Source organism: Nitrincola schmidtii (assembly GCF_008973715.1).
GTDB classification, from domain to species: Bacteria; Pseudomonadota; Gammaproteobacteria; order Pseudomonadales; family Balneatricaceae; genus Nitrincola; species Nitrincola schmidtii.
In genome coordinates this window covers 181500-206737 of record NZ_WBOL01000004.1, presented here as the reverse complement: position 1 = coordinate 206737, position 25238 = coordinate 181500, and the positions used below count along the sequence as shown (strand labels likewise).

The 25238-nt window shown below is 46.4% G+C and carries 25 protein-coding genes; 11 read left to right on the top strand and 14 right to left on the bottom strand.

Annotated elements, in window-relative coordinates; all coding sequences use genetic code 11:
* Positions 1-3: 3 nt before the first annotated feature.
* The 5 genes from F7R24_RS05485 to F7R24_RS05465 form a co-directional block, all read right to left on the bottom strand.
* Positions 4-468, bottom strand: coding sequence for a DUF4426 domain-containing protein (locus F7R24_RS05485; protein WP_151670247.1), 465 nt, complete (start codon positions 466-468; stop codon positions 4-6).
* A 26-nt stretch (positions 469-494) separates the two neighbouring features.
* Positions 495-1085: a methionine biosynthesis protein MetW gene (metW, locus tag F7R24_RS05480; RefSeq protein WP_151670246.1), complete on the bottom strand. Its 591-nt coding sequence runs from the start codon at positions 1083-1085 to the stop codon at positions 495-497.
* The gene (gene metX / locus F7R24_RS05475) at positions 1075-2229 is read right to left on the bottom strand and encodes a homoserine O-succinyltransferase MetX (RefSeq protein ID WP_151670245.1); all 1155 of its coding nucleotides are present in this window, start codon (positions 2227-2229) and stop codon (positions 1075-1077) included. Before metX ends, metW begins: the two co-directional genes overlap by 11 nt.
* Before the next feature lie 59 nt (positions 2230-2288).
* Positions 2289-2822 carry a YggT family protein gene (locus F7R24_RS05470; protein ID WP_151670244.1) on the bottom strand — a complete coding sequence of 178 codons (534 nt, stop codon included), beginning with the start codon at positions 2820-2822 and terminating at the stop codon, positions 2289-2291.
* A 99-nt stretch (positions 2823-2921) separates the two neighbouring features.
* Positions 2922-3620 carry a YggS family pyridoxal phosphate-dependent enzyme gene (locus F7R24_RS05465; protein ID WP_151670243.1) on the bottom strand — a complete coding sequence of 233 codons (699 nt, stop codon included), beginning with the start codon at positions 3618-3620 and terminating at the stop codon, positions 2922-2924.
* A gap of 90 nt (positions 3621-3710) precedes the next feature.
* On the opposite strand from F7R24_RS05465, the gene F7R24_RS05460 reads away from it, so the two are divergent.
* Positions 3711-4745 carry a type IV pilus twitching motility protein PilT gene (locus tag F7R24_RS05460; RefSeq protein ID WP_151670242.1) on the top strand — a complete coding sequence of 345 codons (1035 nt, stop codon included), beginning with the start codon at positions 3711-3713 and terminating at the stop codon, positions 4743-4745.
* 23 nt (positions 4746-4768) lie between these two features.
* Positions 4769-5944, top strand: a complete 1176-nt coding sequence (locus F7R24_RS05455; protein ID WP_151670241.1) for a PilT/PilU family type 4a pilus ATPase — start codon at positions 4769-4771, stop codon at positions 5942-5944.
* 13 nt (positions 5945-5957) lie between these two features.
* Here F7R24_RS05455 and F7R24_RS05450 read toward each other — a convergent pair whose 3' ends face one another.
* The 9 genes from F7R24_RS05450 to metK all read right to left on the bottom strand — a co-directional run bounded on the left by F7R24_RS05450 (position 5958) and on the right by metK (position 13895).
* Positions 5958-7235: a dihydroorotase gene (locus F7R24_RS05450; protein ID WP_151670240.1), complete on the bottom strand. Its 1278-nt coding sequence runs from the start codon at positions 7233-7235 to the stop codon at positions 5958-5960.
* 2 nt (positions 7236-7237) lie between these two features.
* Positions 7238-8245: an aspartate carbamoyltransferase catalytic subunit gene (locus tag F7R24_RS05445; RefSeq protein WP_151670239.1), complete on the bottom strand. Its 1008-nt coding sequence runs from the start codon at positions 8243-8245 to the stop codon at positions 7238-7240.
* A 38-nt stretch (positions 8246-8283) separates the two neighbouring features.
* Positions 8284-8796 (bottom strand): bifunctional pyr operon transcriptional regulator/uracil phosphoribosyltransferase PyrR, encoded by a 513-nt coding sequence (gene pyrR / locus F7R24_RS05440; RefSeq protein ID WP_151670238.1) that lies wholly within the window; start codon positions 8794-8796, stop codon positions 8284-8286.
* Positions 8783-9271, bottom strand: a complete 489-nt coding sequence (ruvX, locus tag F7R24_RS05435) for a Holliday junction resolvase RuvX (RefSeq protein WP_151670237.1) — start codon at positions 9269-9271, stop codon at positions 8783-8785. Before ruvX ends, pyrR begins: the two co-directional genes overlap by 14 nt.
* Before the next feature lie 12 nt (positions 9272-9283).
* Positions 9284-9850, bottom strand: coding sequence for a YqgE/AlgH family protein (locus F7R24_RS05430; RefSeq protein ID WP_151670236.1), 567 nt, complete (start codon positions 9848-9850; stop codon positions 9284-9286).
* A 70-nt stretch (positions 9851-9920) separates the two neighbouring features.
* The gene (locus F7R24_RS05425) at positions 9921-10916 is read right to left on the bottom strand and encodes an energy transducer TonB (protein ID WP_151670235.1); all 996 of its coding nucleotides are present in this window, start codon (positions 10914-10916) and stop codon (positions 9921-9923) included.
* A complete protein-coding gene (gshB, locus tag F7R24_RS05420) occupies positions 10913-11866 on the bottom strand; it encodes a glutathione synthase (protein ID WP_151670234.1) in 954 nt (317 codons plus the stop codon). The genes F7R24_RS05425 and gshB overlap by 4 nt, the downstream gene beginning before the upstream one ends.
* A 35-nt stretch (positions 11867-11901) precedes the next feature.
* Positions 11902-12630 carry a 16S rRNA (uracil(1498)-N(3))-methyltransferase gene (locus F7R24_RS05415; protein ID WP_151670233.1) on the bottom strand — a complete coding sequence of 243 codons (729 nt, stop codon included), beginning with the start codon at positions 12628-12630 and terminating at the stop codon, positions 11902-11904.
* A 44-nt stretch (positions 12631-12674) separates the two neighbouring features.
* The gene (metK, locus tag F7R24_RS05410) at positions 12675-13895 is read right to left on the bottom strand and encodes a methionine adenosyltransferase (RefSeq protein ID WP_151670232.1); all 1221 of its coding nucleotides are present in this window, start codon (positions 13893-13895) and stop codon (positions 12675-12677) included.
* Positions 13896-14141: 246 nt separating this feature from the next.
* Between metK and tkt the strand changes: the two genes are divergently transcribed.
* From tkt to F7R24_RS05365, 9 genes are all read left to right on the top strand, one after another.
* Positions 14142-16136 (top strand): transketolase, encoded by a 1995-nt coding sequence (gene tkt / locus F7R24_RS05405; protein ID WP_151670231.1) that lies wholly within the window; start codon positions 14142-14144, stop codon positions 16134-16136.
* Between the two features lie 10 nt (positions 16137-16146).
* Positions 16147-17166 carry a type I glyceraldehyde-3-phosphate dehydrogenase gene (locus F7R24_RS05400; RefSeq protein WP_151670230.1) on the top strand — a complete coding sequence of 340 codons (1020 nt, stop codon included), beginning with the start codon at positions 16147-16149 and terminating at the stop codon, positions 17164-17166.
* A gap of 35 nt (positions 17167-17201) precedes the next feature.
* Complete coding sequence (locus F7R24_RS05395; RefSeq protein WP_151670229.1) at positions 17202-18371, top strand: phosphoglycerate kinase; 1170 nt, start codon at positions 17202-17204, stop codon at positions 18369-18371.
* 31 nt (positions 18372-18402) lie between these two features.
* Positions 18403-19467, top strand: coding sequence for a class II fructose-bisphosphate aldolase (fba, locus tag F7R24_RS05390; RefSeq protein WP_151670228.1), 1065 nt, complete (start codon positions 18403-18405; stop codon positions 19465-19467).
* A 391-nt stretch (positions 19468-19858) separates the two neighbouring features.
* On the top strand, positions 19859-20839 hold the full coding sequence (locus F7R24_RS05385; protein ID WP_240775999.1) for an amino acid ABC transporter substrate-binding protein: 981 nt from the start codon (positions 19859-19861) through the stop codon (positions 20837-20839).
* A 107-nt stretch (positions 20840-20946) separates the two neighbouring features.
* Positions 20947-22125 carry an amino acid ABC transporter permease gene (locus tag F7R24_RS05380; protein ID WP_151670226.1) on the top strand — a complete coding sequence of 393 codons (1179 nt, stop codon included), beginning with the start codon at positions 20947-20949 and terminating at the stop codon, positions 22123-22125.
* Between the two features lies 1 nt (position 22126).
* Complete coding sequence (locus tag F7R24_RS05375) at positions 22127-23221, top strand: amino acid ABC transporter permease (RefSeq protein WP_151670225.1); 1095 nt, start codon at positions 22127-22129, stop codon at positions 23219-23221.
* A 15-nt stretch (positions 23222-23236) separates the two neighbouring features.
* Entirely contained in the window at positions 23237-23986 is a 750-nt protein-coding gene (locus F7R24_RS05370) for an amino acid ABC transporter ATP-binding protein (RefSeq protein ID WP_151670224.1), read from the top strand.
* A gap of 196 nt (positions 23987-24182) precedes the next feature.
* Positions 24183-25238, top strand: coding sequence for an efflux RND transporter periplasmic adaptor subunit (locus tag F7R24_RS05365; protein ID WP_151670223.1), 1056 nt, complete (start codon positions 24183-24185; stop codon positions 25236-25238).

Sequence of the window (25238 nt, the reverse complement as noted above, 5' to 3'; positions counted from 1 at the left end):
ACCTTAATCCACGTAAAAAGTTTGTTGCAGTTCAATCGTATAGGTTTGCTCAGAGCTTTCTGGTTTGACACTTAAGGTAATCGTCAACAGGTCTTCGTTGGTGAATTGAAAGCTACTAATCGAATAGATGGCGTTCGCTTCTTCTACCTCATTAAAGATCAAATTTTGGCGCTGTTGAACGATGTTGCGTGTATCACCACTGACCTCAGCACTCACTGGCTGGGTTGAGCCATCCTCCTGCTTTTCCAATACCGCAATATTGATCAGACCGCGATTGCCACTGCGTGTTAGACCATGACGAGAGGCAACTTCTGCCGGAATCAGGGTTGAATTAAACGCGTTATAGTGGATTTCATAACGCTCATCACTGAACATCTGTTCGGCTTGAGCCGAGCTAATGATGCCTAACGATAATGCTAGAGCTATTGCGCTAGCTACGTAGGTTTTTGTTTTTAAATGCTTAAACATGATGTATCTCCAAGGGTTAGAGGCTATCAACGTGTTATACGGTAAATAGCGATCTCTCCGAGCATATTAGGCCACAAACGAATCCACCAGCGGTGTTTATGCTCATTGTCTACAACCGTGCGATCCACTATGTAGATGTTACGTTCGACACAGAGTTCCTCAAAATCTTTGAAGGTAAAAAAGTGGATGTTTGGCGTGTTATACCAAGTATAAGACAGGAATTTAGACACCGGCATACGTCCACGAAAGGCTAAGTAAAACCTTGCGCGCCAATGGGCAAAGTTAGGGAAGGTCACAATGCATTCTTTACCGATGCGCAGCATCTCTTCAACAATTTGATCGGGTCGATGCATGGTTTGCAGCGCATGACTCATGACAACCGTATCAAAGCTATTGTTACGGATACCGCATAAGCCTTCATCAATGTCTTTCTCGATAACGTTAACGCCCTTTTCAATACAGGCGGTAATGTTGTCTGGGTTTATTTCGATGCCGTAGCCCTGAACCTGTTTTTCTTTGACGAGATATTCCAGTAGTTCACCTTCGCCACAACCGAGATCGATGACGCGAGCGCCCGGACGGATCCAGTCACGAATGATTTCTAAATCAGCGCGCATGATTATTCTCCAGAGAGTTGGCGATACGATTCATATAAGCTCCAAACACCTCCATGTAACGAGGAATAGGAATCAGAAACGCATCGTGACCATGAGCCGCTTGAATTTCGGTATACGTTACTTTTTTTCCTGCTTCGATAAGTGCATCTACAATTTCGCGTGAGCGTTCGGGAGAGAAGCGCCAATCTGTAGTAAAGGAGGCAACAAAATACTCACATTGAACGTCCCTGAGTGCGGTAGCCAAGTTATTATCGTAGTCAGCTGCTGGGTCGAAGTAATCCAATGCTTTGGTCATCAATAAATAGGTGTTGGCATCAAAAGCGGTAGAAAAGCGCTCACCTTGGTATTGAAGATAGGTTTCAATCTCAAATTGTGGGTTGAAATCAAAACTCAATTTACCTGATCGAAGCTCGCGTCCAAATTTCTCACGCATACCGTCTTCAGATAGGTAGGTAATATGCCCAACCATTCGCGCCAACATTAATCCCGTTTTGGGGACCACATCATTGGCATAGTAGCGACCATCATGGAATTGCGGGTCTTTGGTGATCGCTTGTCGAGCCACTTCATTAAAGGCGATGTTTTGCGTGCTGAGCTTGGGTGCTGCGGCAATGATAACGCAATGGCGAAGGCGATCGGGGAAGTCGATAGACCACTGTAGCGCTTGCATGCCACCTAAACTACCGCCAACAACTGCGGCCCATTGCTGAATACCAAGGTGATCAGCAAGACGAGCTTGACTCTTTACCCAGTCAGCCACCGTGACAATGGGGAAATCAGGTCCATAGGGCTCGCCTGTTTCTGGATTAACTGAGTTAGGGCCGCTACTACCATGGCAACCTCCCAGATTGTTCAAGGAAACAACAAAAAAACGCCGAGTATCAATCGCTTTGCCGGGGCCAATGGCTGAATCCCACCAGCCAGGTTTACGATCACCTTCATGAAAACCTGCCGCGTGATGATGTCCGGACAGCGCGTGACAAATTAAAATAGCATTACTGGCATCGGAATTAAGTTCGCCATAGGTTTCAATCACCAGTTCATATTGAGAAATGACGCGGCCACTGGCAAGTGTCAGTGGCTGGTCAAAATGTATACTTTGCGGGGTGACTAAACCGACTGAATCTTCTGGAAAATCCTTCACCTTTTTTACCCTCTGTTGATCACGCTGAAAATCGAAACAATAAACAATCGAGTTTCAGGTCACATCAAGCGAGGCAGTTGAGATTGAATGATTTGAATCACCAAGAAGATCGCAATAGGCGACAGATCAAGCCCGCCGATGGGGGGGATGACTCTGCGTACCAGTGCAAACAGAGGCTCCACCAGTTGAACCAGCAACTGAGGAGCAGGGTGCGGTGAATTCGGTGCGACCCAGCTAATAATGACTGAACCGATAGTCGCCCAGAATACGATGGTGAGTAAGGTGTCTAAAACACCGACTAACGAGAATACGGCGATAGGGCCAAAGCCTATGGCGCTGCCGGTAATGGATACCAGAAGAAACAGGGTGCCAAGCTTAACTAGAAACGCTAAAACGAGTGGAGATACATCAACACCGGCGATTCTAGGAAGTGATCGCTGTAAAGGCATCAGCGGTGGTTGGGTGATTTTGACCACGGCTTGTGAGATAGGATTGTAATAATCCACCTTCATGGTTTGCAGTAAAAAACGCAAAATCGCAATGAAAGCGAACATTTCGCCAATGGTTCTGATAATCAGTAATAGCGGATCCATGATCTACCCTTTAACTTGATGCAGCGATACTAAAAATATTTATAAGCAGTATAGAGATTTTCATGCGGTGAATGAACCTTTTAACCCAGTGAATTAATCTCATTCTACTGATTTTGCTGGACGCGCTCCAAAAAGAGCCGTGCCCACACGAACTAGGGTACTGCCTTCTGCAATAGCTGCCTCTAAGTCAGAAGACATACCCATCGACAAGGTGTCGAGAGGCAAACCAGCACGTTTTAGTTGTTCAGAAAGTTCTGCAACCGCCTTAAAAGCTCGATGTTGCTTAGCAGCATCATCAGTTGGAGCCGGTATCGCCATTAAACCTCGTAATCTAAGGTGAGGCAGTTCAGCGATTTGGCGAGCAAGTGCGAGCGCCTCATCTGGATGACAGCCTGATTTGCTTTGTTCATCATCGATATTAACCTGAAGGCAAACATTCAGTGCTGGCAGGTTACTTGGGCGTTGCTCAGACAAACGCTGGGCAATTTTCAGTCGATCAACACTGTGCACCCATGCGAATGATTCAGCAACTTGACGCGTCTTGTTTGATTGCAAGGGGCCTATAAAGTGCCATTCAATCGGCAAATCACTTAATTCGACTATTTTCCCAACTGCTTCCTGCACATAGTTTTCGCCAAAGCAATGCAGACCTTGATGAAAAGCTTCCCTGATTTCATCGGTACTTCGTGTTTTACTGACGGCTAATAGGGTGACATCATCAGGTTTACGTTGTGAATCTTCGCAAAACTGTTTGATTTGACGCACTACCTGTTCGATTTTCTCTGCTATGATAGACATATGATAGATTCTGGTTGTTGTTTATTCAGTGATCAGAGTATTCTGCGATAATCAAACCTCTGATTGGAAGAAGCTGCGAGCATTAATTCTATGGATATTACAGAACTTTTGTCCTTTGCTGTTCAACAGGGCGCTTCGGACTTGCACCTAACGTCCGGTATGCCTCCCATGATACGTGTTGATGGTGACGTGCGTCGCATCAAATTACCCGCATTAGACCATAAACAAGTTCACACGCTTGTCTATGACATCATGAACGACCGTCAGCGCAAAGAATACGAAGAAAACCTTGAGGCAGACTTCTCTTTCGAAGTACCCAAGCTTTCTCGTTTTCGTGTGAACGCGTTTAATCAGCATCGAGGTGCCGCTGCTGTTTTTCGTACCGTTCCAAGTAAGGTGTTTACGCTAGATGATCTCGGAATGGGTAAGGTGTTTCAGGATCTATCTGAAAAAGCGCGTGGTTTAGTCTTAGTCACAGGCCCTACGGGCTCAGGTAAGAGTACCACCTTAGCAGCGATGGTCGACTATATTAACGATACGCGATCAGAGCATATTCTGACCATTGAAGACCCTATCGAGTTTGTTCACGAAAGTAAAAAATGTTTGGTTAACCAGCGTGAAGTGCATCGAGATACGCATAGTTTTGCCAACGCACTGCGTTCAGCGCTTCGTGAAGACCCTGATATTATCCTAGTCGGCGAGATGCGTGACCTTGAAACCATTCGATTGGCACTAACGGCTGCTGAAACAGGTCACTTAGTTTTTGGTACCCTGCATACTACCTCGGCGGCAAAAACCATTGACCGTATTATCGACGTTTTCCCTGCTGCGGAAAAAGATATGGTTCGCTCCATGTTGTCGGAGTCGTTGCAGGGTGTTATCTCACAGACACTGATGAAAAAAATCAAAGGTGGGCGTGTAGCAGCCTATGAAATTATGATCGGTACACCTGCCGTTCGAAATTTGATTCGTGAAGATAAAGTTGCACAGATGTATTCAGCGATTCAAACGGGCGCTTCCTTCGGTATGAAAACACTGGACCAATCTCTTAGTGAACTCGTATCAAAAGGGTTAATCTCTCGTGATGCAGCACGTGAGAAGGCTAAAACTCCGTCATCCTTCTGATGGCTTAAATAAAGGACCAGATTATGGACTTTACACAACTACTTAAAGTGATGTCGGATCGTGGGGCGTCAGATTTATTTGTCACAGCTGGTGCTGCTCCTGCGATCAAGGTTGACGGAACCATCAAACCACTAACCAAGGAAGCATTGAAGCCCGAGCAAGCTAGAAAGCTTGTGTATAGCACCATGAACGACAAGCAACTATCTGAGTTTGAGGGTACTCATGAGTGTAATTTTGCTATCAGTGCTCCAGGTATCGGTCGTTTTCGTGTCAGCGCCTTCGTGCAACGTAACACCCCTGGAATGGTGATGCGACGCATCAATACTTACATTCCTACCCTAGAAGAGTTGAATTTACCACCGGTTTTGAAAGATCTGTCCATGACGAAGCGAGGTTTGATACTTTTCGTGGGCGGTACTTCTACGGGTAAGTCTACGTCATTGGCTTCCATGATTGATTATCGAAACAGCCATCATGCTGGACACATTATTACCATTGAAGATCCCATTGAATATATTCACCATCACAAGAAAAGTATCATCACTCAACGTGAAGTAGGTTTGGATACCGAATCGTATGAAATCGCGTTGAAGAATACGCTGCGTCAAGCTCCTGATGTCATTCTGATGGGTGAGATACGCGATGCAGAAACCATGAAGTATGGGTTGAGCTTTGCTGAAACCGGTCACTTATGTATGGCGACCCTTCACGCAAATAATGCCAACCAAGCATTAGATCGAATTATTTCCTTCTTTGGTCCAGATCATCATAATCAGGTTTGGATGGACATGTCTTTGAATCTCAAGGCTATTGTTGCGCAGCAGCTGTTGCCCACGGTTGATGGTCAAGGGCGCCGTGCTGCGATAGAAGTGCTGATTAATACGCCATTAATTCAGGATATGATCCGTAAGGCGGCTGTGCATGAAATCAAGGACGTGATTAAGAAATCCACCAATTTAGGTATGCAGACTTTTGATCAGTCACTCTTCCAGCTCTATAAAGAGGGTGTCATTAGCTACGATGTTGCTATAAGTCATGCAGATTCGTCTAATGATTTGCGCTTAATGATCAAGCTGAATGCGGAAACCTCTGGTAAATCTAAAACACCACAAAAAGATGAGTCCATGCCGTCATTTACTCTTCAGGAAGAGGATGACAACATGAACTTGAGTGGTGTGGCAGACGTCAAGAGTATGTGATTGACTAGGCCTACTAGCCTCGACGAAACACCACTCGCCCGCCGAGTAGTGTAGTAAAAACACGACCTTTTAATGTTTTACCATTGAAAGGCGTGTTTTTACCGGCAGAACGTAAACTATTTTTATTCACAGTCCACTGTTCGTTAGGATCAAAAATACAGATATCTGCAGGCTTACCGATCTGTAAACTTCCTGAATCTAATCCCAATATTTTTGCTGGTCCTAGAGTGAGTTTCTCAATCACTTGTGGTAGTTCAATTAACTTTCGCTCCACTAAGCTTAAGCTCAGAGGTAACAGGGTTTCTAATCCGCTCAATCCGGCAGCTGTTTCGGCAAAAGGTGCTTGCTTTGAGATTAGATCTTGAGGTTGATGATCAGAACAGATCGCCGTTACGCTCCCTGAAAGTAACCCTTGAATTAAACCTGCACGATCTAATGCACTGCGCAAAGGCGGTTGCAGGTGCAGTGAAGAGTCAAATTCATTGACCTGCTCATCACTTAAAATTAAATGATGCGCAGCAACGTCTGCGGTAACCTTTAAGCCACGCTGTTGGGCGGCAGTGATTAACTGCACCGAGCGTTCACAACTGAGCTGGCCGAAGTGAGCTCTAACACCGGTTTGTTCAACAAGCAGTAAGCAGCGAGAAACCTCAATCGTTTCAGCCGCTTCTGGAATGCCACTTAATCCCATGCGTGTTGAGTTGGCGCCTTCATGCATGCAGCCATTGCTACTGAGGCTGTGATCTTGCGCTTGAAAAACGACTAACAGATCAAAGGTTGCTGCATATTCAAGACAGCGCAGCAGGTTCAAAGTGCTTTTTATAGGTAAGCGAGCATTGGTAAATGCGATACAGCCAGAACCGGCCAGGGCATGTAATGGTGCTAATTGTTCGCCTTGCAGTCCTTGAGTGAGCGCACACATCGGCATCACACGGGCAAAGCCAGCATCCGCTGCTCTATCCTGAATCAGCTCAGCGACAGCCGGTGTGTCAACGATAGGGCGAGTCGTCGGTGGTGTAATTAGCGAGGTGATCCCGCCAGCAGCTGCAGCAGCGGTTTCACTTGCAATACTGCCTTTGTGCGTTTCACCCGGTTCACGTAGATGCGCACATAGATCTATCAAGCCGGGACAGACAATTAGCCCTGTTGCATCAATGACTTCGTCGTAATGAAAATCGTCAGCTAGGTCACCGATAGCATAAATCTCACCAGCACGAACATAGAGGTCGGTCACCTGATCTAGCCCAGTTGCAGGGTCAATTATACGTCCATTGGAAATTTTAATATTCATCATTAGACCCCTGACGCCTCTAATCGCTGCTGAGTTTGTTTTAACTGACCGCTCATCGCCATTGACATCACCGCCATGCGAACGGCTATGCCATTAGTAACCTGTTGTAAAATAACCGAGCGATCACCATCGGCAACCCCTGATTCTATCTCAACGCCACGATTGATCGGCCCTGGATGCATAATAATCGCATCCGGCTTTGCGTAGGCTAGCTTGGCTTCAGTCAAACCAAATAATTTATAGAACTCTGATTCACTGGGTAGTAACGCTGTTTGCATTCGCTCTTTTTGTAGGCGAAGCATAATAATGACATCGACATCGCGCAAACCACGCGACATTTCGTTAAACACTTTAACTCCCATTGACTCAATATGACGGGGTAGGAGTGTTTGCGGGGCAATTACTCTAATCTCTTCGACACCGAGAATACGCAGTGCATGAATTTGAGATCGAGCGACACGAGAATGCAGAATATCGCCGACGATAGCGACTTTTAGTTTCGTAAAGTCGCCCTTATGTTGGCGAATAGTGAGCATATCCAGCATCGCTTGAGTTGGGTGTGCATGGCGACCATCACCGGCATTGATGACGGCTACATCCGGCGTGACATGTTCCGCGATAAAGTGTGCAGCGCCACTGGCGGAGTGGCGCACCACAAACATATCGCAATGCATCGCCCTTAAGGTCATCAGAGTGTCTTTTAACGTTTCACCCTTAGAGGTAGAAGAGGTGCTGATATTCAGGTTAAGTACGTCTGCGGAAAGGCGTTTTGCAGCTAGCTCAAAGGTTGATAGAGTGCGTGTGCTGGCTTCAAAAAACAGATTGGCGACGGTTTTGCCTCGAAGTAGTGGGACTTTTTTGACCTGTTGCGCGCTCATATCGACAAAGGAATCGGCGGTATCGAGAATTTCTGTGAGCAACTCAGCATGCAGGCCTTCGATGGTCAGAAAATGTTTCAGCTGACCTTCGGGTGTCAGTTGTATGCTGTCGTAATGATTCGGGTTAGGCATGGTGTTAATCTCAAATTAGCGTCAAAGGAGTGTGCCGATTAGTTGTTTCGTTGCCGTATTTCCAAAACAAGTGGGGCAGGGCCGTTGAGCTTGATCTGCTGATCCGCGCCCAGCGTCATAATGTCGCCAGCAACATCGGGCTGGATCGGAATTTCACGGTGCTGTAGGTCGATCAAGGTGACCAGCGTAATCGAAGCGGGACGTCCATAATCAAACAGCTCATTCATGGCGGCGCGAATGGTTCGGCCCGACATAATCACATCATCCACCAGAATGACGTGGCGATCTTCAGTCGCGCAGGGAAGATTGGAAGGCAGTACCTTGGGATTAAGGCCATTTCGGGTAAAATCATCTCGATAGAAAGAGATATCTAGCATTCCCATGGGGCTTTGCAAGCCTAGACGCTGATGTAGATGTTCTGCAATCCAAACACCGCCGGTTCTGATGCCAACAATGAGGGGGTCTTCGATGTTGCGGTATGTGATCAGTGCGTTGAGGTTCTGTGTCATTTTATCGAGCAAATGCTCGACATTCAGATTACCTGATACCATAAAGGCTCTCCAGTGGCGTGTGGCTGGGAAAAAGAGTGTCAGTGTTAAACCAGTCTTCTAGAATTAAACGCGCAGCAATGCTATCAACGGGATCTTTGCGGTAATGATTGCTACCGCCTGCCGCATGGTGGATCTCTTTTGCTTCGCGTGTTGTGAGGCGTTCGTCGATAATAAAGCAGGGAAGTTGAAAGCGTTCGTGAAGGCGGTTAGCGAATTTTCGTGAACGACGAGCCATATCGCTGATGCTGCCATCCATATTTAGCGGGATACCAATGACCAAACAGTGAGGTTGCCAAGTGTCGATTAAACTGTTTATGAGGTTCCAATCTGGAATGCCATCTTTTGCAGCGATGGGTTCAAGAGGAGACGCAGTAGCGGTGATTCGTTGACCAAAAGCGGCTCCGATACGTCGGGTGCCAAAATCAAATGCTAATGCCGTTTCAAAGTCTGTTGCCGTAACACGAGATGGTTGCATGCAATATGTCGATTAGGCATGTCCGGCATGTGCTGTCATCAGTTGTAAATTGACACCCAGTGATGCTGCCGCTGCCTGAAGTCGCTCCTCAGCTGGTAATTTAAACATTATATCTGAATTTGCTGGGCAGCTTAACCAAGTATTGTCACAGATCTCTTGTTCCAGTTGACCGGGGCTCCATCCGGCATAGCCAAGTGCGACTAAATAATCTTTAGGGCCTTCGCCAACGGCGATCGCTTCTAAAATATCCATTGATGTGGTTAGGCGAATATCACCAGTGATCGAATGACTGGATAACCATCGACTACCATCATCGCGATGTAATACAAAACCGCGATCTTGATGAATCGGTCCGCCACGAAATACAGGCATTGGGTCGATCGCTATTTTACTGTAGTCCAGATCAATATGGGCGAAGAGGTCATGAACTAACATACCTGCAGGTCGATTAACAATGATGCCCATCGCACCATATTCGCTGTGATCGCAAATATAGGTCAGGGTGTTAGAGAAATGGCGATCGTCGAGGTGAGGCATCGAAATAAGAAATTGATCGCGAAGAGACGTAGATTCAGACATGATCTTTACCCTGAAATACCGATAGTCATCGGCTGTGTAGATGCATACAAAAAATAATTCTATATTAGGTTTAGTTCACGCTGGCGCGATTCTCAAATTTCCAGGTACGAATTATTTCAAGACGATCGGTACTTCGACGCATTTCGTTGGTGAAGGGTTGGAAGGGAGAAGCCATTTGTACGATACGGATAGCTGCATTATCCAGTACCGCATGTCCTGAAGATTGGAGAACATCAATCTCTGCAACACTGCCATCTGGCATAATGGCAACCAGTAAGCGTAAGCTGCCGTTGATGTTATTGCGGCGTGCTTCTTCTGGGTAATTCATATTGCCGACAGATTCGATGCGGCGACGCCAGTTATCTAAATAGATCGCATCATCATGAGCCATGGTTGACGGAGAAGATGTTAGGCGCCTAACACGAGGTTTGCGCGATTGATCTTGTTGTTGCGCCGACAGTTGCGCCTGAATGCTGGCTATTTCCATGCTTCGTGCCAGCAGCGATCCGGATGGTCCTGAGGTGGGCGGTGGTGATGCCTCTGGTTGACGTTGCTGCTGCACCGGTGCTTGTTGCACTGCTGGCGCTTGAGTTACCACTGCTGCTGGTGTTTCAGTCGGTGCCGGTGGTGCCGGTGGTGCCGGTGGTGCCGGTGGTGCGGGTTCGGGTTGTACGACTGCTTCGGGCACCGGTTCTGGCGGTGTTGGTTCAGGCTGTGGTTCAGGAATAGGTTCAGCTACAGGCTGAGGAATCGGTGCTTGCTCACGAATTTCTTCATCTTCAAGGAGTGATTCTTCCGTTACACTCGGGTCAAGCATCTCCTCACTGTCACCACTGCCGAGCTGATTTTCTTGTGCAAAGAAATCGGCATCATCTGGTGCTTGCTCTGTCGGCTGATAAGCCAGTGTGATATCAAGTGTATGTTGAGGTTTGACGCTTTGGGGTAGATTAAAGCTGATCGCCAAAATCAAAAAACCATGCAGAGCGACGGCCAAAAACAAATTAAGGCCGAAGCGGTCTGCTGCGGTTTTATACCATGAATGTTGGCGATCAGGCTCTAGGCTCATCGGTTCGCAAGTGTCTTTTCAATCGTGTCCATCAGCTGCATACCGATATCTAAACCGAATTGGTTGTCCAGTTCTCGGATGCATGTCGGACTGGTTACATTCACTTCCGTTAGGTAGTCGCCAATCACATCTAAGCCAACAAAAAGTAATCCTTGTTCTCTTAAACGAGGGCCGACTTGTTCACAGATCCAGCGGTCTCTGTCGCTTAGGGGCTGACCTTCACCACGCCCACCTGCAGCAAGGTTGCCACGTGTTTCACCTGCAGACGGAATTCTGGCTAATGCATAGGGAACAGGTTCACCGTTAATCATTAAGATGCGCTTATCGCCTAGGCTGATTTCCGGTAAATATTTTTGCACCATACACATTTGCGTGCCGTGTTGAGTTAGAGTTTCAATCACGACGCCTAAATTTAAGCCATCTTCTTTGATGCGGAAGATCGAAGTGCCACCCATGCCATCCAGTGGTTTGAAGATCACATCGCGGTGTTCGGCTTGGAAAGCGCGAAGTTGTTCAGTGTTGCGTGAAACGAGAACGGGTGGACAGCATTGAGGGAAGTGTGTGGCAAACAGCTTCTCGTTGAAGTCTCTAAGTCCTTGGGTGCGATTAACAATCAAGGTCCCTTTCGCTTCGGCTAAGGCAAGAATTTGCGTGGAATACAGAAATTCATTATCAAAAGGTGGATCTTTGCGCATTAAGATCACATCTAGGTCGGCTAAGGCTTTTGACTGATATTCTCCGCGTTCAAACCAGTGCACAGGGTCCATCTGCACCTGTAACGGTGCCATGCGTGCCATAGCCTCACCTTGAGCAATGCTAAGATCGGACTGCTCCATATACCAAAGCTCCCAGCCTTTACGTTGTGCGGCCCACAGCATGGCGAGGCTGGAATCTTTTTTGTAGCTGATGGCGTCGATGGGGTCCATCACGATGCCGATTTTTATGCTCATATGAAATCCTTTGATATTAGGCGGTTTGCCAAAACTTAACGCAGATCACCCCAAAGATAATGAAGAATAGCGCAGGCAGCAACGGGTGCGGTTTCTGTTCTCATGACTCTAGGTCCAAGCCTTAATGGTTTGAAATCATATTCTAAGGCCAATGCGATCTCTGCATCGCTTAAACCACCTTCCGGACCGATTAACAAGGCAACTGATTGTGGTGCTTGATAACTATCCAATGGCGCTTCTTCATGCGGGTGAAGAACCAGTTTTAACTCAGCTTCGCAGTCTTTAAGCCACGCTTCAAGCGATAGCGGAGCTGAAATGTCAGGAGGTGTGGCGCGCATTGATTGTTCACAAGCGCTCACAGCTGTTTGCTGCCAGTGGCGTTGGCGCTTGTCTTGTCGATCAGATGACAGTCGTACCTCACAGCGTTCGGTAAAAAGCGGCGATATCTTATGACAACCCAATTCGGTGGCTTTTTGAATAGCATAATCCATCCGTTCACCGCGAGAGATGGCTTGTCCGATTTCAATCTTTAAGGATGATTCGCGCTCATTAGGTGCAGACTCGAGCACACGAATCTGCATTTGTCGCTTATCTGCATGAGTGACTTCCGCTAAATAGTCAACGCCATCGCCATTAAACAGGGTGAGTTTATCCCCTTCGCGCATCCTGAGAACCTTTGCCGCATGCTGAAAAACTGAGTCAGTTAGGGTTAACTCTTGCATGCCAGCCAGCGGTTGGTTCTCATAGAAGCGTGGAATTCTCATGGGCTATGTCGCTACCTATTTAGTGAACTTTTAGTCAGTAAACATCAAAGACCGGATGCTTTGCGTAAGCTATCTGCTTTATCGGTTTTTTCCCAAGGGAAGGCGATAAAGGTTTCAGTTTGTGTTTTACCCTCTTGATCGATCCACTCGTAACTGGTTTCGAAAGGCTCACGACCAAAGTGACCGTAGGCTGCCGTTAATTGATACATGGGATGCAGTAAATCGAGCATCTTCGTGATCGCATAAGGGCGTAGGTCAAACTCCTTTTGAACCAGTTTAATAATGTCAGTATCGCTAATCTTGCCGGTGCCGAACGTATTAATAGAAACAGAGGTTGGTTCAGCGACACCGATAGCATAGGAAACTTGAATTTCACAGCGATCCGCTAGGCCCGCAGCGACGATATTTTTAGCCACATAGCGACCGGCATAGGCAGCTGAACGATCCACCTTAGAAGGATCTTTACCAGAAAATGCACCACCACCATGACGCGCCATACCACCGTAGGTATCCACAATAATTTTACGACCGGTTAAACCGCAGTCCCCCACAGGTCCGCCGATAACAAATTTTCCGGTAGGATTGATATGATAGCGTGTGTTTTCACTCAGCCATTCTGCAGGAATAACCGCTTCGATGATTTCACGCTGCACCATACGGCGCAGATCATCTTGTCGTATTTCAGGGTCATGCTGGGTTGATAGAACTACAGCATCAACCCCACAAGGTTTACCTTCATTATCGTAGCGAAAAGTAACCTGACTTTTCGCATCAGGACGTAACCAAGGAAGCATACCGCTCTTACGCAGTTCAGCTTGACGTTCAACCAAGCGATGAGCGTAATGAATCGGTGCTGGCATTAAGGATGGCGTTTCATTGGTGGCGTAGCCAAACATTAAACCTTGATCGCCTGCACCCTGATCTTCAGGCTTGCTTCGATCAACACCCTGAGCGATATCGACGCTTTGTTTGCCTATCAAGTTGATTACGCCGCAAGTCGCACCGTCATAACCAACTTGGGAAGAGGTATAGCCAATGTTGTTGATGACATTTCGAACCAAGTCTTCAAGATCAACCCAGGCAGACGTAGAAATTTCACCGGCTACAATCGCAACACCGGTTTTAACCAGTGTTTCGCAGGCAACGCGGGCATGTTTGTCGCGGGCGATAATGGCATCTAAAACCGCATCAGAGATCTGGTCAGCAATTTTGTCTGGGTGACCTTCTGAAACAGATTCAGAGGTGAAAAGAGTGTATTCGCTCATGTCAGGAAATATCCTATCGTTTCAAAATTAGGCAACAGTCTAGAATCATTCAGGCCATTTTAGCGGTTTGGGCCGTCATTTTCACAACTGAATTTGGTGTTTAGGGTGAAAATTAAGAGATTTTGCATGAATTTTGCGCTTTATGTGCATTTGCATTTGAAGCGCGTGGCTATCTGCGAGAAAATCACCACTGAAATTTTATTACGCACGCTACACTAAATCGGGCCACCCCTAGGAGTTGTTTGAATGTCCTCTCGTCGTGAACTTGCCAATGCTATTCGTGCATTGAGCATGGATGCCGTCCAGAAAGCTAAATCCGGTCATCCCGGAGCGCCAATGGGTATGGCGGATATCGCTGAAGTCTTATGGAATGACTTCATGAAGCATAACCCTGCCAATCCATACTGGTATGATCGTGACCGCTTTGTGCTTTCCAACGGCCACGGCTCTATGCTGATCTATTCGTTACTTCACCTGACTGGCTACGATGTCAGCATTGAAGATATTAAAAACTTCCGCCAATTGCATAGCAAAACCGCAGGACACCCAGAGTATGGTTACTGCCCTGGTGTTGAAACGACAACCGGTCCATTAGGTCAAGGTATTACCAATGCGGTCGGTATGGCTATCGCAGAAAAAGTATTGGCTGCGCAGTTTAATCGTGAAGGCCATGACGTTATTGATCACTTCACGTATACCTTCCTTGGTGACGGTTGTTTGATGGAAGGTATTTCCCACGAAGCTTGTTCACTGGCTGGTACCTTAGGCCTCGGTAAGTTGATCGCTTTCTGGGACGACAACGGCATCTCTATTGATGGTGAAGTGGAAGGTTGGTTTACCGATAACACACCTGCACGTTTTGAATCTTACGGCTGGCAAGTGATTGCGAATGTCGACGGTCATGATGCAGATCAGATTCGTGAAGCGATTGAAAAAGCGCGTGAAAATACTGAACAGCCGACGTTAATCTGCTGTAAAACGATTATCGGCTTTGGTTCACCAAACAAGCAGGGCAAGGAAGACTGCCATGGTGCTCCGTTAGGTGAAGATGAAATTTTATTGGCACGCGAACAACTTCAGTGGCCACACTTGCCTTTCGATGTTCCTGCTGAAATTTATGATGACTGGAATGCCGTTGAAGCAGGTCAGCATGCCGAAACGGAATGGAATGAGCGTTTGGTTGCCTACAAAAGCGCCTATCCTGAGTTAGCCGATGAATTGTTACGTCGTTTAAGTGGCGAATTGCCAGCTGATTTCACTGCAAAAGTGGATCAGTGGATTGCTGAGGTGGCTGCCAAAGGCGAAACCATTGCTACCCGTAAAGCGTCTCAAAATGCACTGAATGCACTAGGTCCGATCTTGCCGGAATTTTTGGGCGGTTCAGCTGATCTGGCTGGATCTAACCTAACCATTTGGTCCGGCGCTAAGGGTGTTTCTAAAGCAGAAGCGAATGGTAATTACCTGTATTACGGTGTGCGTGAATTTGGCATGAGTGCCATGATGAACGGTATCGCTCTTCATGGTGGCTTCATTCCTTACGGCGCAACTTTCCTGGTATTTATGGAATATGCGCGTAATGCCGTGCGTATGGCTGCGTTAATGAAGCAGCGTGTCATCTTTGTCTATACCCATGACTCTATCGGTTTGGGTGAAGATGGCCCAACGCATCAGCCAATTGAGCAGATCTCTAACCTACGTCATACACCCAATATGGAAACGTGGCGTCCATGCGATGCTGTTGAGTCAGCCGTTAGCTGGAAATCAGCAGTCCTGCGTACGGATGGTCCAAGTGCGTTGATCTTCTCGCGTCAAAACCTTGCGCATCAAGCACGTTCAAATGAACAGATTGCTGACATAGAGCGTGGCGGATATGTATTAAAAGCTTGCGAAGGTCAGCCAGATCTTATTTTGATCGCAACCGGTTCTGAAGTGGCGTTAGCGATGGATGCCGCGCAACAGCTTTCAAGCGAAGGTCGTCAGGTTCAAGTCGTCTCTATGCCTTGTACAGAACGTTTTGATAAGCAAGATGCCGCTTACCGCGAGAGCGTTCTGCCAAAAGCAGTAACCGCTCGTATTGCTATTGAAGCCGCTCAAGCAGACTTCTGGTACAAGTATGTTGGACTAGACGGTGCTATTGTGGGGATGCGAAGCTTTGGTGAGTCCGCTCCAGCGGGCGATCTATTTAAGCACTTTGGCTTTACCGTTGAAAACCTTCTCGAAACAGCACGTGGGTTGATCTAATCACATTCCTATGAGCTATCGGATTGCAATTAACGGATACGGACGTATTGGCCAGTGCGTTTTGCGTGCGCTATATCAGCGAGGCCTGCAGCAAAAGCTGCAGGTTGTCGCATTAAATGAATTAGCGGATATCGAAACTCTAACCTATTTAACACGCTATGACACAACGCATGGCCGCTTCCCTATGACGGTGAGTCACAGCGATCAGCATCTGTTGATCAATGAAGACGCCATTAAGGTATTAAGTGTAGAAGATCCAGAATTTCTGCCTTGGGCAGCGTTGGATGTTGATCTGGTTCTCGACTGTTCTGGTAGCTTTTCCGATCGTGCACAGGCGCAAAAGCACTTAAACAGTGGGGCAAAACGTTTGCTCTTTTCTAACCCAGCTTCTGCGGATATTGATGCAACGATTATCTTCGGTATCAATCATCATGCCTTAAATGGATCACAGCGTATCGTATCAGCAGCCTCTTGTACGACCAATTGCTTGGTACCCGTACTAGACCTTTTGGATCGCCATTTTGGTATCCTTAACGGAGTGACCACGACGGTCCATTCGGCAATGAATGATCAACCCGTGATTGACAGTTATCATCGAACGGATCTGCGGCTAACGCGCAGTGCACTGCAATCGATTATTCCTGTCGATACTGGGTTAAGTAAGGGAATAGATAGGCTTCTTCCTCATTTGGCTGGACGTTTCCAGTGTCTGCATTTGCGCGTGCCAACGATTAATGTGTCCTTGATGGATATATCGATTAATTTGGCTCGTGAGGTCACTGTTGAGGACGTAAATGCCTTATTTGAGCAATCAGCGTTAAGTGACCCTCTGTTGAATCTGTTGGGCTATACAGAAGAGCCTCACGCATCTATCGATTTCAATAGTGATAGCCGCTCAGTGATTGTGGATGGCACACAGACGCGTGTATCAGGCGGCCAATTGTTAAAGATGGTTTGCTGGTTTGATAATGAATGGGGTTATGCCAACCGCATGCTCGATGTGGCAGAACACTGGCTGGCACAAACCTAAACTTTTTGACTAACTATGAAACAGGGACTCAGCGTATGAGTATTCAGAAAATGACCGATCTAGATCTAGCTGGAAAGCGAGTGCTTATCCGCGAAGATCTTAATGTACCCGTAAAAGATGGCAAAGTAACATCAGATGCGCGTATTCGTGCTTCGTTACCGACCATTGAGTTAGCACTGAAATCGGGTGCTAAAGTGATGGTTATGTCACATTTAGGTCGTCCAACGGAAGGAGAGTATGAAGAGAAGTATTCACTGGCGCCAGTTGCGGAGCATCTCTCCGTATTACTGAAGCGCCCTGTCCCGTTGATTCGACATTGGTTGAACGCTGATTTTGACGTCGCTGAGGGCGATCTTGTTGTGCTCGAAAACGTGCGCTTCAACGCCGGTGAGAAAAAAGATAATGAAGAGCTAGCCAAAAAAATGGCGGCCTTGTGTGATGTCTTTGTCATGGATGCTTTCGGTACTGCGCATCGTGCACAAGCCTCAACGCACGGTGTGGCTAAATTTGCTCCGACTGCCTGTGCAGGTCCATTGTTGGCCAATGAATTAGAAGCGCTTGCCAAAGCCCTGGATGCACCTGCTCGTCCTATGATGGCCATCGTGGGTGGCTCTAAAGTGTCTACCAAGCTGGAGGTATTAAACTCCTTATCTGACAAATGCGATCAATTGATCGTCGGTGGTGGTATTGCGAATACCTTCTTGGCCGCTGCGGGTAAACCGGTGGGTAAATCACTGTGCGAGCATGACCTCATTCCGGTAGCTCAAGCACTGATGGCTAAGGTGCATATTCCATTGCCGGTAGATGTGGTTGTAGCGAAAACGTTTGCTGAAGATGCTGAAGCAACCGTTAAATCAGTGGATGATGTGGCTGAAGATGACATGATTTTAGATATTGGACCTAAATCAGCACAGAGTTTGGCAGAACTGTTAAAAGCTGCGGGAACCATCATTTGGAATGGTCCAGTGGGTGTGTTCGAATTTGACCAGTTTGGCGAAGGTACTCGTACTATTTCGATGGCTATTGCGGAAAGCCAAGGTTTTTCCATTGCCGGCGGTGGTGATACCCTTGCTGCTGTTGATAAATACGCGATTGCTGATCAAGTTTCCTACATCTCGACTGGGGGCGGTGCCTTCCTAGAGTTTGTAGAAGGGAAAGTGTTACCGGCGGTTGCCGTTTTGGAACAACGCGCTGCAAAGCAGTGATCAACACTAAAATTTAGAGAGGTTTATTCTCATGGCTCTTATTTCTATGCGTCAGTTGCTCGATCATGCTGCTGAGCGGGGATATGGAATTCCTGCGTTTAACGTAAACAATTTAGAACAGATGCGCGCCATCATGGAAGCGGCTGACAAAACCAACTCTCCCGTTATCGTGCAAGCCTCAGCGGGCGCACGTAAATATGCCGGATCTAACTTTCTGCGTCATATGATTTTGGCTGCCATTGAAGAGTTTCCGCATATTCCTATCTGTATGCACCAAGATCATGGTACTAGTCCTGCAGTCTGCCAGCGTTCAATTGCGATGGGCTTCTCATCCGTGATGATGGATGGCTCTCTAGGTACGGACGGTAAAACGCCGACTTCTTACGAGTACAACGTTGAAGTGACCCGTCGTACCGTTGAAATGGCGCATGCGTGTGGTGTTTCTGTTGAAGGTGAGTTGGGCTGCTTAGGGTCACTGGAAACGGGTATGGCAGGCGAAGAAGATGGTATCGGTGCAGAAGGGATTTTATCGCACGATCAGATGTTAACTGACCCTGAAGAAGCGGCTGACTTTGTTCGCAAAACAGGCGTGGATGCCTTAGCGATTGCCATAGGTACCAGTCATGGAGCATACAAATTTACCCGTCCACCTACTGGCGATACGCTAGCGATTCAGCGAATCAAAGAGATTCATGCACGCATTCCTGATACTCACTTAGTGATGCATGGCTCTTCATCAGTACCTCAAGATTGGTTGGCCATCATTAATGAATACGGTGGCGAGATTCCTGAAACTTACGGTGTGCCGGTAGAAGAGATCGTTCAAGGGATTAAGCACGGTGTGCGCAAGGTCAATATTGATACCGATCTTCGCTTAGCCTCTACCGGCGCTATTCGCCGTTTCTTGGCGCATAACAAAGCTGAATTTGATCCACGTAAGTATCTAAAAGAGACCATGACCGCGATGCGCGATATCTGTATCGATCGTTATGAAGCGTTTGGTACCGCAGGTAACGCAAGTCTGATCACGCCAATCTCATTAGAGAACATGGCTGATCGTTATGAGTCTGGTGAGTTAGACGTTAAGATTAATTAATTCATATCTGTTTTTTTCAGGTGGAGCCATGCTTCACCTGTTTCCTTTATGCCTGATATCCCCTAATTCCCCCTCACTTTCCAAAACAACTGTTTGTTTTAAATATGAACTTTTCTTGTCTTGCACTTAAGTAGCGCAGTAAACATTTTTTTGTGTATTTTTGGTGCGTTATGGGCTACCTTAGTTTTAGGCTTAAAGTCTGTTAATAAGTAGAAGCGCGTTAAACGCTCGGTTTTTCGAAAAATTCCAGTAGGTTTTCATTGCTGGCTCGAAAATTGCAATAGCTCCCGTGCGTTTATGCGTAACTACTATTTAAAAGTTGCGTAAAACAATAAACAACATTCATGGGAGAAACTACATGAAGAAGATTGCAACAATCGTTGGCGCTGCAATGGCGGTTACCGCTGCAGCTGGTGTAAATGCAAGTACTTTAGATTCTGTTAAAAACCGTGGCGCTCTTCAATGCGGCGTCAGTGATGGTCTACCTGGTTTTTCTGCTACTGATAGCGCTGGTCGTTGGCAAGGTCTTGATGCTGATTTCTGTCGTGCTGTTGCTGCCGCTGTTTTAGGTGATGCTGAAAAAGTAAATTTCGTATCTTTGACTGCAACAGAGCGTTTCACTGCATTGCAATCGGGTGAAATTGATGTCCTTTCTCGTAACTCCACTTGGACACTGACTCGCGATGCGTCTTTGGGCCTAAACTTCGCTGGTGTAAACTACTACGATGGTCAGGGTTTCCTAGTAAGCAAAGATTTAGGTGTGGATAGCGCGTTAGAACTGGATGGTGCTTCTGTATGTATCCAGTCAGGTACCACCACAGAGCTTAACCTTGCTGATTATTTCCGTATGAACGGCATGAGTTATGAGCCAGTCCTCTATGATACATCAGATCAAACGACTGCAGGTTTTGAAGCCGGTCGTTGCGATATTTTAACGTCTGACCAATCTCAGCTTTCAGCTCTTCGTCTACAGCTTTCAAATCCGGATGCTGCCGTTGTTCTTCCAGAAATCATCTCTAAAGAACCTCTAGGACCCGTTGTACGTCAAGGTGATGATGTATGGTTTAATATCGTAAAATGGACTCTGTTTGCTAAGATCAATGCTGAGGAAATGGGCATTACCACGGTCAATGCAGAAGAAATGTTGTCTTCCGATGATCCTTCAGTTCAGCGTTTCTTGGGCGTATCGGGCAACATGGGTGAGTTGTTAAATCTAGAAAATAACTGGGCTTACAACATTGTTAAACAAGTAGGCAACTACGGCGAAGTGTTTGAGCGTACAGTTGGTAAGGGCTCTCCGCTTAACATTGAACGTGGCGTGAACGCACTATGGACTGATGGTGGTATTCAGTACGCACCACCTGTTCGTTAATAGTTCAATTCTGGGTTAACAGTCTGGATCATGGGGTTAAAGCCTCATGATCCATCTCAGAACCTAGTCTGAGATTTCCTTTTGACTGTCAGAGGCGCTTATTCTCAATGAAATCAAATAACCGTAATGGTCTTACCCGCCTAATCTATAACCCGACAGCGCGCAGTCTGTTTTTTCAGGCCGTTGTGCTAGGTGGATTACTCTGGTTCATGCTTACCATTATAGGTAATGTAATGACCAACCTCGACTCTCGAGGAATATCTACTGGCTTTGGCTTTTTGAGTCAACCAGCTGGCTTTGGCATATCACAAACCCTGATTGAATATAACGAGACCTTTTCTTTTGGTCGAACCTTTATTGTTGGGTTGCTGAATACGTTGTTAGTTTCCGCATTAGGAATCGTCGCAGCAACCATATTGGGTGTGTTTGTGGGGATCAGTCGAATTTCTCCAAACTGGCTACTACGAAAAATCTCGATGGTTTACATCGAGATACTGCGAAACATTCCACTGCTATTACAAATTTTCTTCTGGTATTTCGTTGTATTACAGACACTGCCAAGACCTAGAGACAGTATTACCTTTGGCGAAGCTATCTTTATCAATGTTCGTGGTGTTTTTGTTCCCAAGCCCATGGCAGAAACAGGCTTTACCTTTTATGTGATACTGATCGTGGCTGCGATTATCGGTGTGTTTGTTCTAGGTCGATGGGCTAAACGCCGAATGATCGATACAGGACAGCAATTTCCAGTATTTTGGACATCGGTTGGCATTCTGATTGGAACAGTCCTGATTGGATACTTTATTACTGGACGTCCCATTTCACTAGAATATCCTGAATTACGCGGTTTGAATTTCCGCGGAGGTATCTCCTTATTGCCAGAGCTTTTGGCTTTATGGTTTGCCCTGACTATTTACACCAGTACCTACATCGGTGAGATAGTGCGTTCAGGCATACAGTCAGTAGCTCATGGTCAAACAGAAGCTTGTCGTGCGTTGGGTTTAAATGAAAAGCAGCGTATGAATTTGGTCATTCTCCCGCAAGCGATGCGTGTCATGATCCCACCAATGACTAGCCAGTACCTGAATTTAACTAAAAACTCTTCGTTGGCGACGGCGATAGGTTACCCCGATTTGGTGTCCGTTTTTGCTGGAACAACCCTCAATCAAACGGGTCAGGCAATAGAAATTATTACCATGACGATGCTGGTTTACCTGACGATCAGTTTATCGGTATCAGCCTTTATGAACTGGTTTAACAAACGTGTTGCGTTGGTGGAGCGATAAAATGGAAAAATTTACTCCCATTGAAAGTCGTCCTGCACCCTTGGTTGAGGTTGGCATCATAGGCTGGATGAGAAGAAATCTTTTTTCTAGTATTCCAAATACTCTGGTGACCTTATTCACAGCGTATATGTTGTGGATTGTGTTGGTGCCATTTATAAATTGGGCTTTTATTAGTTCTGACTGGTTTGGAACTTCTCGTGAAGATTGCTCCAGTGGTGGTGCCTGCTGGGTATTTGTGACGGTGCGTTGGAACCTGTTTATGTATGGTTTCTATCCTGAAGATAGTTACTGGCGCCCCAATCTCGCATTTATTCTGCTGATAGTGACAATTGCGTGGCTTTCAATTCCTAATTTGCCATTCAAAAAGTGGGTGGGTATTGCTGCCATTACTGTCTATCCAGTGGTTGCGTATACCTTGCTTTATGGTGGTTTTGGCTTAGAAGTGATCCCAACTCACCGTTGGGGTGGCTTAATGCTAACACTGGTATTGGCGCTTATCGGTATTGTCGCTGCGATTCCAATCGGTATTCTGCTGGCGCTTGGGCGTCGAAGTGAGATGCCTGTCATAAAGATGGTTTGTGTCATCTTTATTGAGTTTTGGCGTGGCGTACCGTTGATCACCATTTTGTTTATGGCGTCAGTCATGCTTCCGCTATTTTTTGCCGGTGGAACTGATGCAGATAAATTGATGCGTGCATTGATCGGGATCATCATGTTTCAGTCTGCTTACATGGCTGAAGTGGTGCGTGGTGGTTTGCAAGCACTGAGTAAAGGACAGTTTGAAGGCGCGGATGCGCTAGGTTTGAGTTATTGGCAAAAAATGAACCTAGTGGTGTTACCCCAAGCCTTGAAAATTATGATTCCGGGCATAGTGAATACCCTGATCTCCTTATTTAAGGACACCAGTCTAATCGTCATTATCGGTTTGTTAGATGTATTGGGTATGGTTCGCCAAGCGCTGTCTGATCCAGCTTGGTTGGGTTATCCAGCAGAGGGTTATCTATTTGCTGCCTTCATGTTCTGGATCTTCTGTTTCAGTATGTCTCGTTACAGTATTTATCTTGAAGATCGCCTCAATACCGGCCATCGGAATTAATTGGAGTTCTGGTCTATGACGAACGAACAAGAGTTTATTATCACTCTGAATAATGTAAATAAATGGTACGGCCAGTTTCACGTATTGAAGGATATCAACCTAAACGTGAAGGTCGGTGAAAGGATCGTTATTTGTGGTCCTTCAGGCTCTGGCAAATCAACCATGATCCGTTGTATCAACCACTTGGAAGAGCATCAAGAAGGAGATATCGTTGTTGATGGTGTGGTGTTGAATAATGACTTGAAGAACATTGGTCAGATACGTAAAGAAGTAGGTATGGTGTTCCAACACTTTAACCTCTTCCCACATCTGACGGTTCTGCAAAATTGCACGTTGGCACCTATTTGGGTCAGAAAAATGCCTCAAAAAGAAGCTGAGGCGATTGCAATGAAATATTTGGAACGTGTCAAAATTCCAGAGCAGGCCAATAAGTTTCCAGGACAGCTATCGGGTGGGCAGCAACAGCGTGTCGCCATTGCAAGAAGCTTATGTATGAATCCAAGGGTAATGCTGTTTGATGAGCCGACTTCTGCTCTTGACCCAGAGATGATAAAGGAAGTGTTGGATGTTATGGTGGAACTAGCTCAAGAAGGGATGACCATGTTGTGCGTCACTCACGAAATGGGCTTTGCGAAAAAAGTGGCAGACCGCGTTATCTTTATGGATGCTGGTCAAATTGTAGAAGAGAATGAGCCAGAAGAGTTCTTCAATAATCCTCAATCAGACCGCACCAAGTTATTCCTCAGTCAAGTACTGGGGCATTAATCCCATTCTCAATCGAGTAGTAGGGTGAACCTGCTGCTCGATTGTCTGTCCTAAGTCATCTATAACCTGACTTTTTACGTATCTTTACTGTGATCGTCATGTTATTGCTATGTATAAAAGCTAAAATCTTCTTATTAGCTTCTAATCATTAAACGCGTTTAACTGCGTTATTAAAAATATCTCAAGGAGAGACCGTGTGCGACCATCGTTGTTTGCGATCCTGATCAGCTCATTGTTGTTTTTAACGGGTTGTGATCAACCGGCAGCACAAAGTAATGAACAACAAAGACAACCCCGCCCACATCTCGTTGAGGTTTATAACGTCAACTTTGAAGACGTGAAATTAGATCGGATGCGAACGGGTACGCTAAGGGCAACAACACGCTTTAGGGTGTTTGCACAAGAGGAAGGTCAACTGGCAGCCTTGCCCTGGTATCCCGGTGATACAGTTAATCAAGGTGAGCTGTTGATGGCTTTAGATGATAGTTTGCTGAGGTCACAAATAGCCCGAAGTCGCGCAGAACTCAGCCGAGCTGAGCGAGATTTAGAAAGAGTGCGCTCGCTTTCTCAACGAAACTTAACGTCCGTTGAAGAGTTACAAAAACGCGAAACTGAGCTTGAAATCGCTCGTGCAGAGTTGGCTATTCTAAATACTCGTCTTTCCTTTACGCGAACCGAAGCACCTTTTTCTGGTGTCATTACCGAACGACTTTCTGATCCGGGTAATTTCGCATCAAAAAATACACATCTACTCACATTGATTGATCCTCAGTCATTAGTGGTTGATCTTCAGTTATCAGAACAAGTGATGACACACCTTAATCTTGAAGATCTGGTCGATATTCAGCTTGATGCGTTAGGCTCACAAATATTCATGGGCAAAGTATCGCGTATCTATCCGGAAATTGATCCACTAACGCGTCGAGGGCAGGTAGAGATCAGTTTAGATCCAGTACCTAATGGCGCGCTACCGGGTCAGCTAGCGCGTGTTAGTTTAACGGCCAATTTGCAACAGCGAATCATGATTCCGTTTGCCGCCCTGCGCTTTGAGCAGGGTGAATATGTTTACGTGATGAATGAGCAGCAGCGTATAGAAAAACGTGAGGTCATTACTGGACTTAGAGTGGCAGATCGAGTAGAGATTTTAGAAGGTCTCACTGCTAATGAAGCGGTCGTCATTCGAGGTTTTATGGGACTCACGGAAGGTCGACACGTGACCCCAGTCACTCCGTTATCGGAACGGGGTAGTTAA

Bases quoted from the DNA above. Each gene is read 5' to 3' on its own strand.
- metK (WP_151670232.1), bottom strand. From the start codon at position 13,895: ATGAGCGAATACACTCTTTTCACCTCTGAATCTGTTTCAGAAGGTCAC.
- F7R24_RS05395 (WP_151670229.1), top strand. From the start codon at position 17,202: ATGAGTATTCAGAAAATGACCGATCTAGATCTAGCTGGAAAGCGAGTG.
- F7R24_RS05415 (WP_151670233.1), bottom strand. From the start codon at position 12,630: ATGAGAATTCCACGCTTCTATGAGAACCAACCGCTGGCTGGCATGCAA.
- F7R24_RS05485 (WP_151670247.1), bottom strand. From the start codon at position 468: ATGTTTAAGCATTTAAAAACAAAAACCTACGTAGCTAGCGCAATAGCT.
- F7R24_RS05445 (WP_151670239.1), bottom strand. From the start codon at position 8,245: ATGCCTAACCCGAATCATTACGACAGCATACAACTGACACCCGAAGGT.
- F7R24_RS05470 (WP_151670244.1), bottom strand. From the start codon at position 2,822: ATGGATCCGCTATTACTGATTATCAGAACCATTGGCGAAATGTTCGCT.
- F7R24_RS05370 (WP_151670224.1), top strand. From the start codon at position 23,237: ATGACGAACGAACAAGAGTTTATTATCACTCTGAATAATGTAAATAAA.
- F7R24_RS05430 (WP_151670236.1), bottom strand. From the start codon at position 9,850: ATGTCTGAATCTACGTCTCTTCGCGATCAATTTCTTATTTCGATGCCT.
- F7R24_RS05425 (WP_151670235.1), bottom strand. From the start codon at position 10,916: ATGAGCCTAGAGCCTGATCGCCAACATTCATGGTATAAAACCGCAGCA.
- ruvX (WP_151670237.1), bottom strand. From the start codon at position 9,271: ATGCAACCATCTCGTGTTACGGCAACAGACTTTGAAACGGCATTAGCA.
- fba (WP_151670228.1), top strand. From the start codon at position 18,403: ATGGCTCTTATTTCTATGCGTCAGTTGCTCGATCATGCTGCTGAGCGG.
- pyrR (WP_151670238.1), bottom strand. From the start codon at position 8,796: ATGGTATCAGGTAATCTGAATGTCGAGCATTTGCTCGATAAAATGACA.
- metW (WP_151670246.1), bottom strand. From the start codon at position 1,085: ATGCGCGCTGATTTAGAAATCATTCGTGACTGGATCCGTCCGGGCGCT.
- F7R24_RS05465 (WP_151670243.1), bottom strand. From the start codon at position 3,620: ATGTCTATCATAGCAGAGAAAATCGAACAGGTAGTGCGTCAAATCAAA.
- gshB (WP_151670234.1), bottom strand. From the start codon at position 11,866: ATGAGCATAAAAATCGGCATCGTGATGGACCCCATCGACGCCATCAGC.
- F7R24_RS05385 (WP_240775999.1), top strand. From the start codon at position 19,859: ATGGCGGTTACCGCTGCAGCTGGTGTAAATGCAAGTACTTTAGATTCT.
- tkt (WP_151670231.1), top strand. From the start codon at position 14,142: ATGTCCTCTCGTCGTGAACTTGCCAATGCTATTCGTGCATTGAGCATG.
- F7R24_RS05455 (WP_151670241.1), top strand. From the start codon at position 4,769: ATGGACTTTACACAACTACTTAAAGTGATGTCGGATCGTGGGGCGTCA.
- F7R24_RS05460 (WP_151670242.1), top strand. From the start codon at position 3,711: ATGGATATTACAGAACTTTTGTCCTTTGCTGTTCAACAGGGCGCTTCG.
- F7R24_RS05380 (WP_151670226.1), top strand. From the start codon at position 20,947: ATGAAATCAAATAACCGTAATGGTCTTACCCGCCTAATCTATAACCCG.
- F7R24_RS05450 (WP_151670240.1), bottom strand. From the start codon at position 7,235: ATGAATATTAAAATTTCCAATGGACGTATAATTGACCCTGCAACTGGG.
- F7R24_RS05375 (WP_151670225.1), top strand. From the start codon at position 22,127: ATGGAAAAATTTACTCCCATTGAAAGTCGTCCTGCACCCTTGGTTGAG.
- F7R24_RS05400 (WP_151670230.1), top strand. From the start codon at position 16,147: ATGAGCTATCGGATTGCAATTAACGGATACGGACGTATTGGCCAGTGC.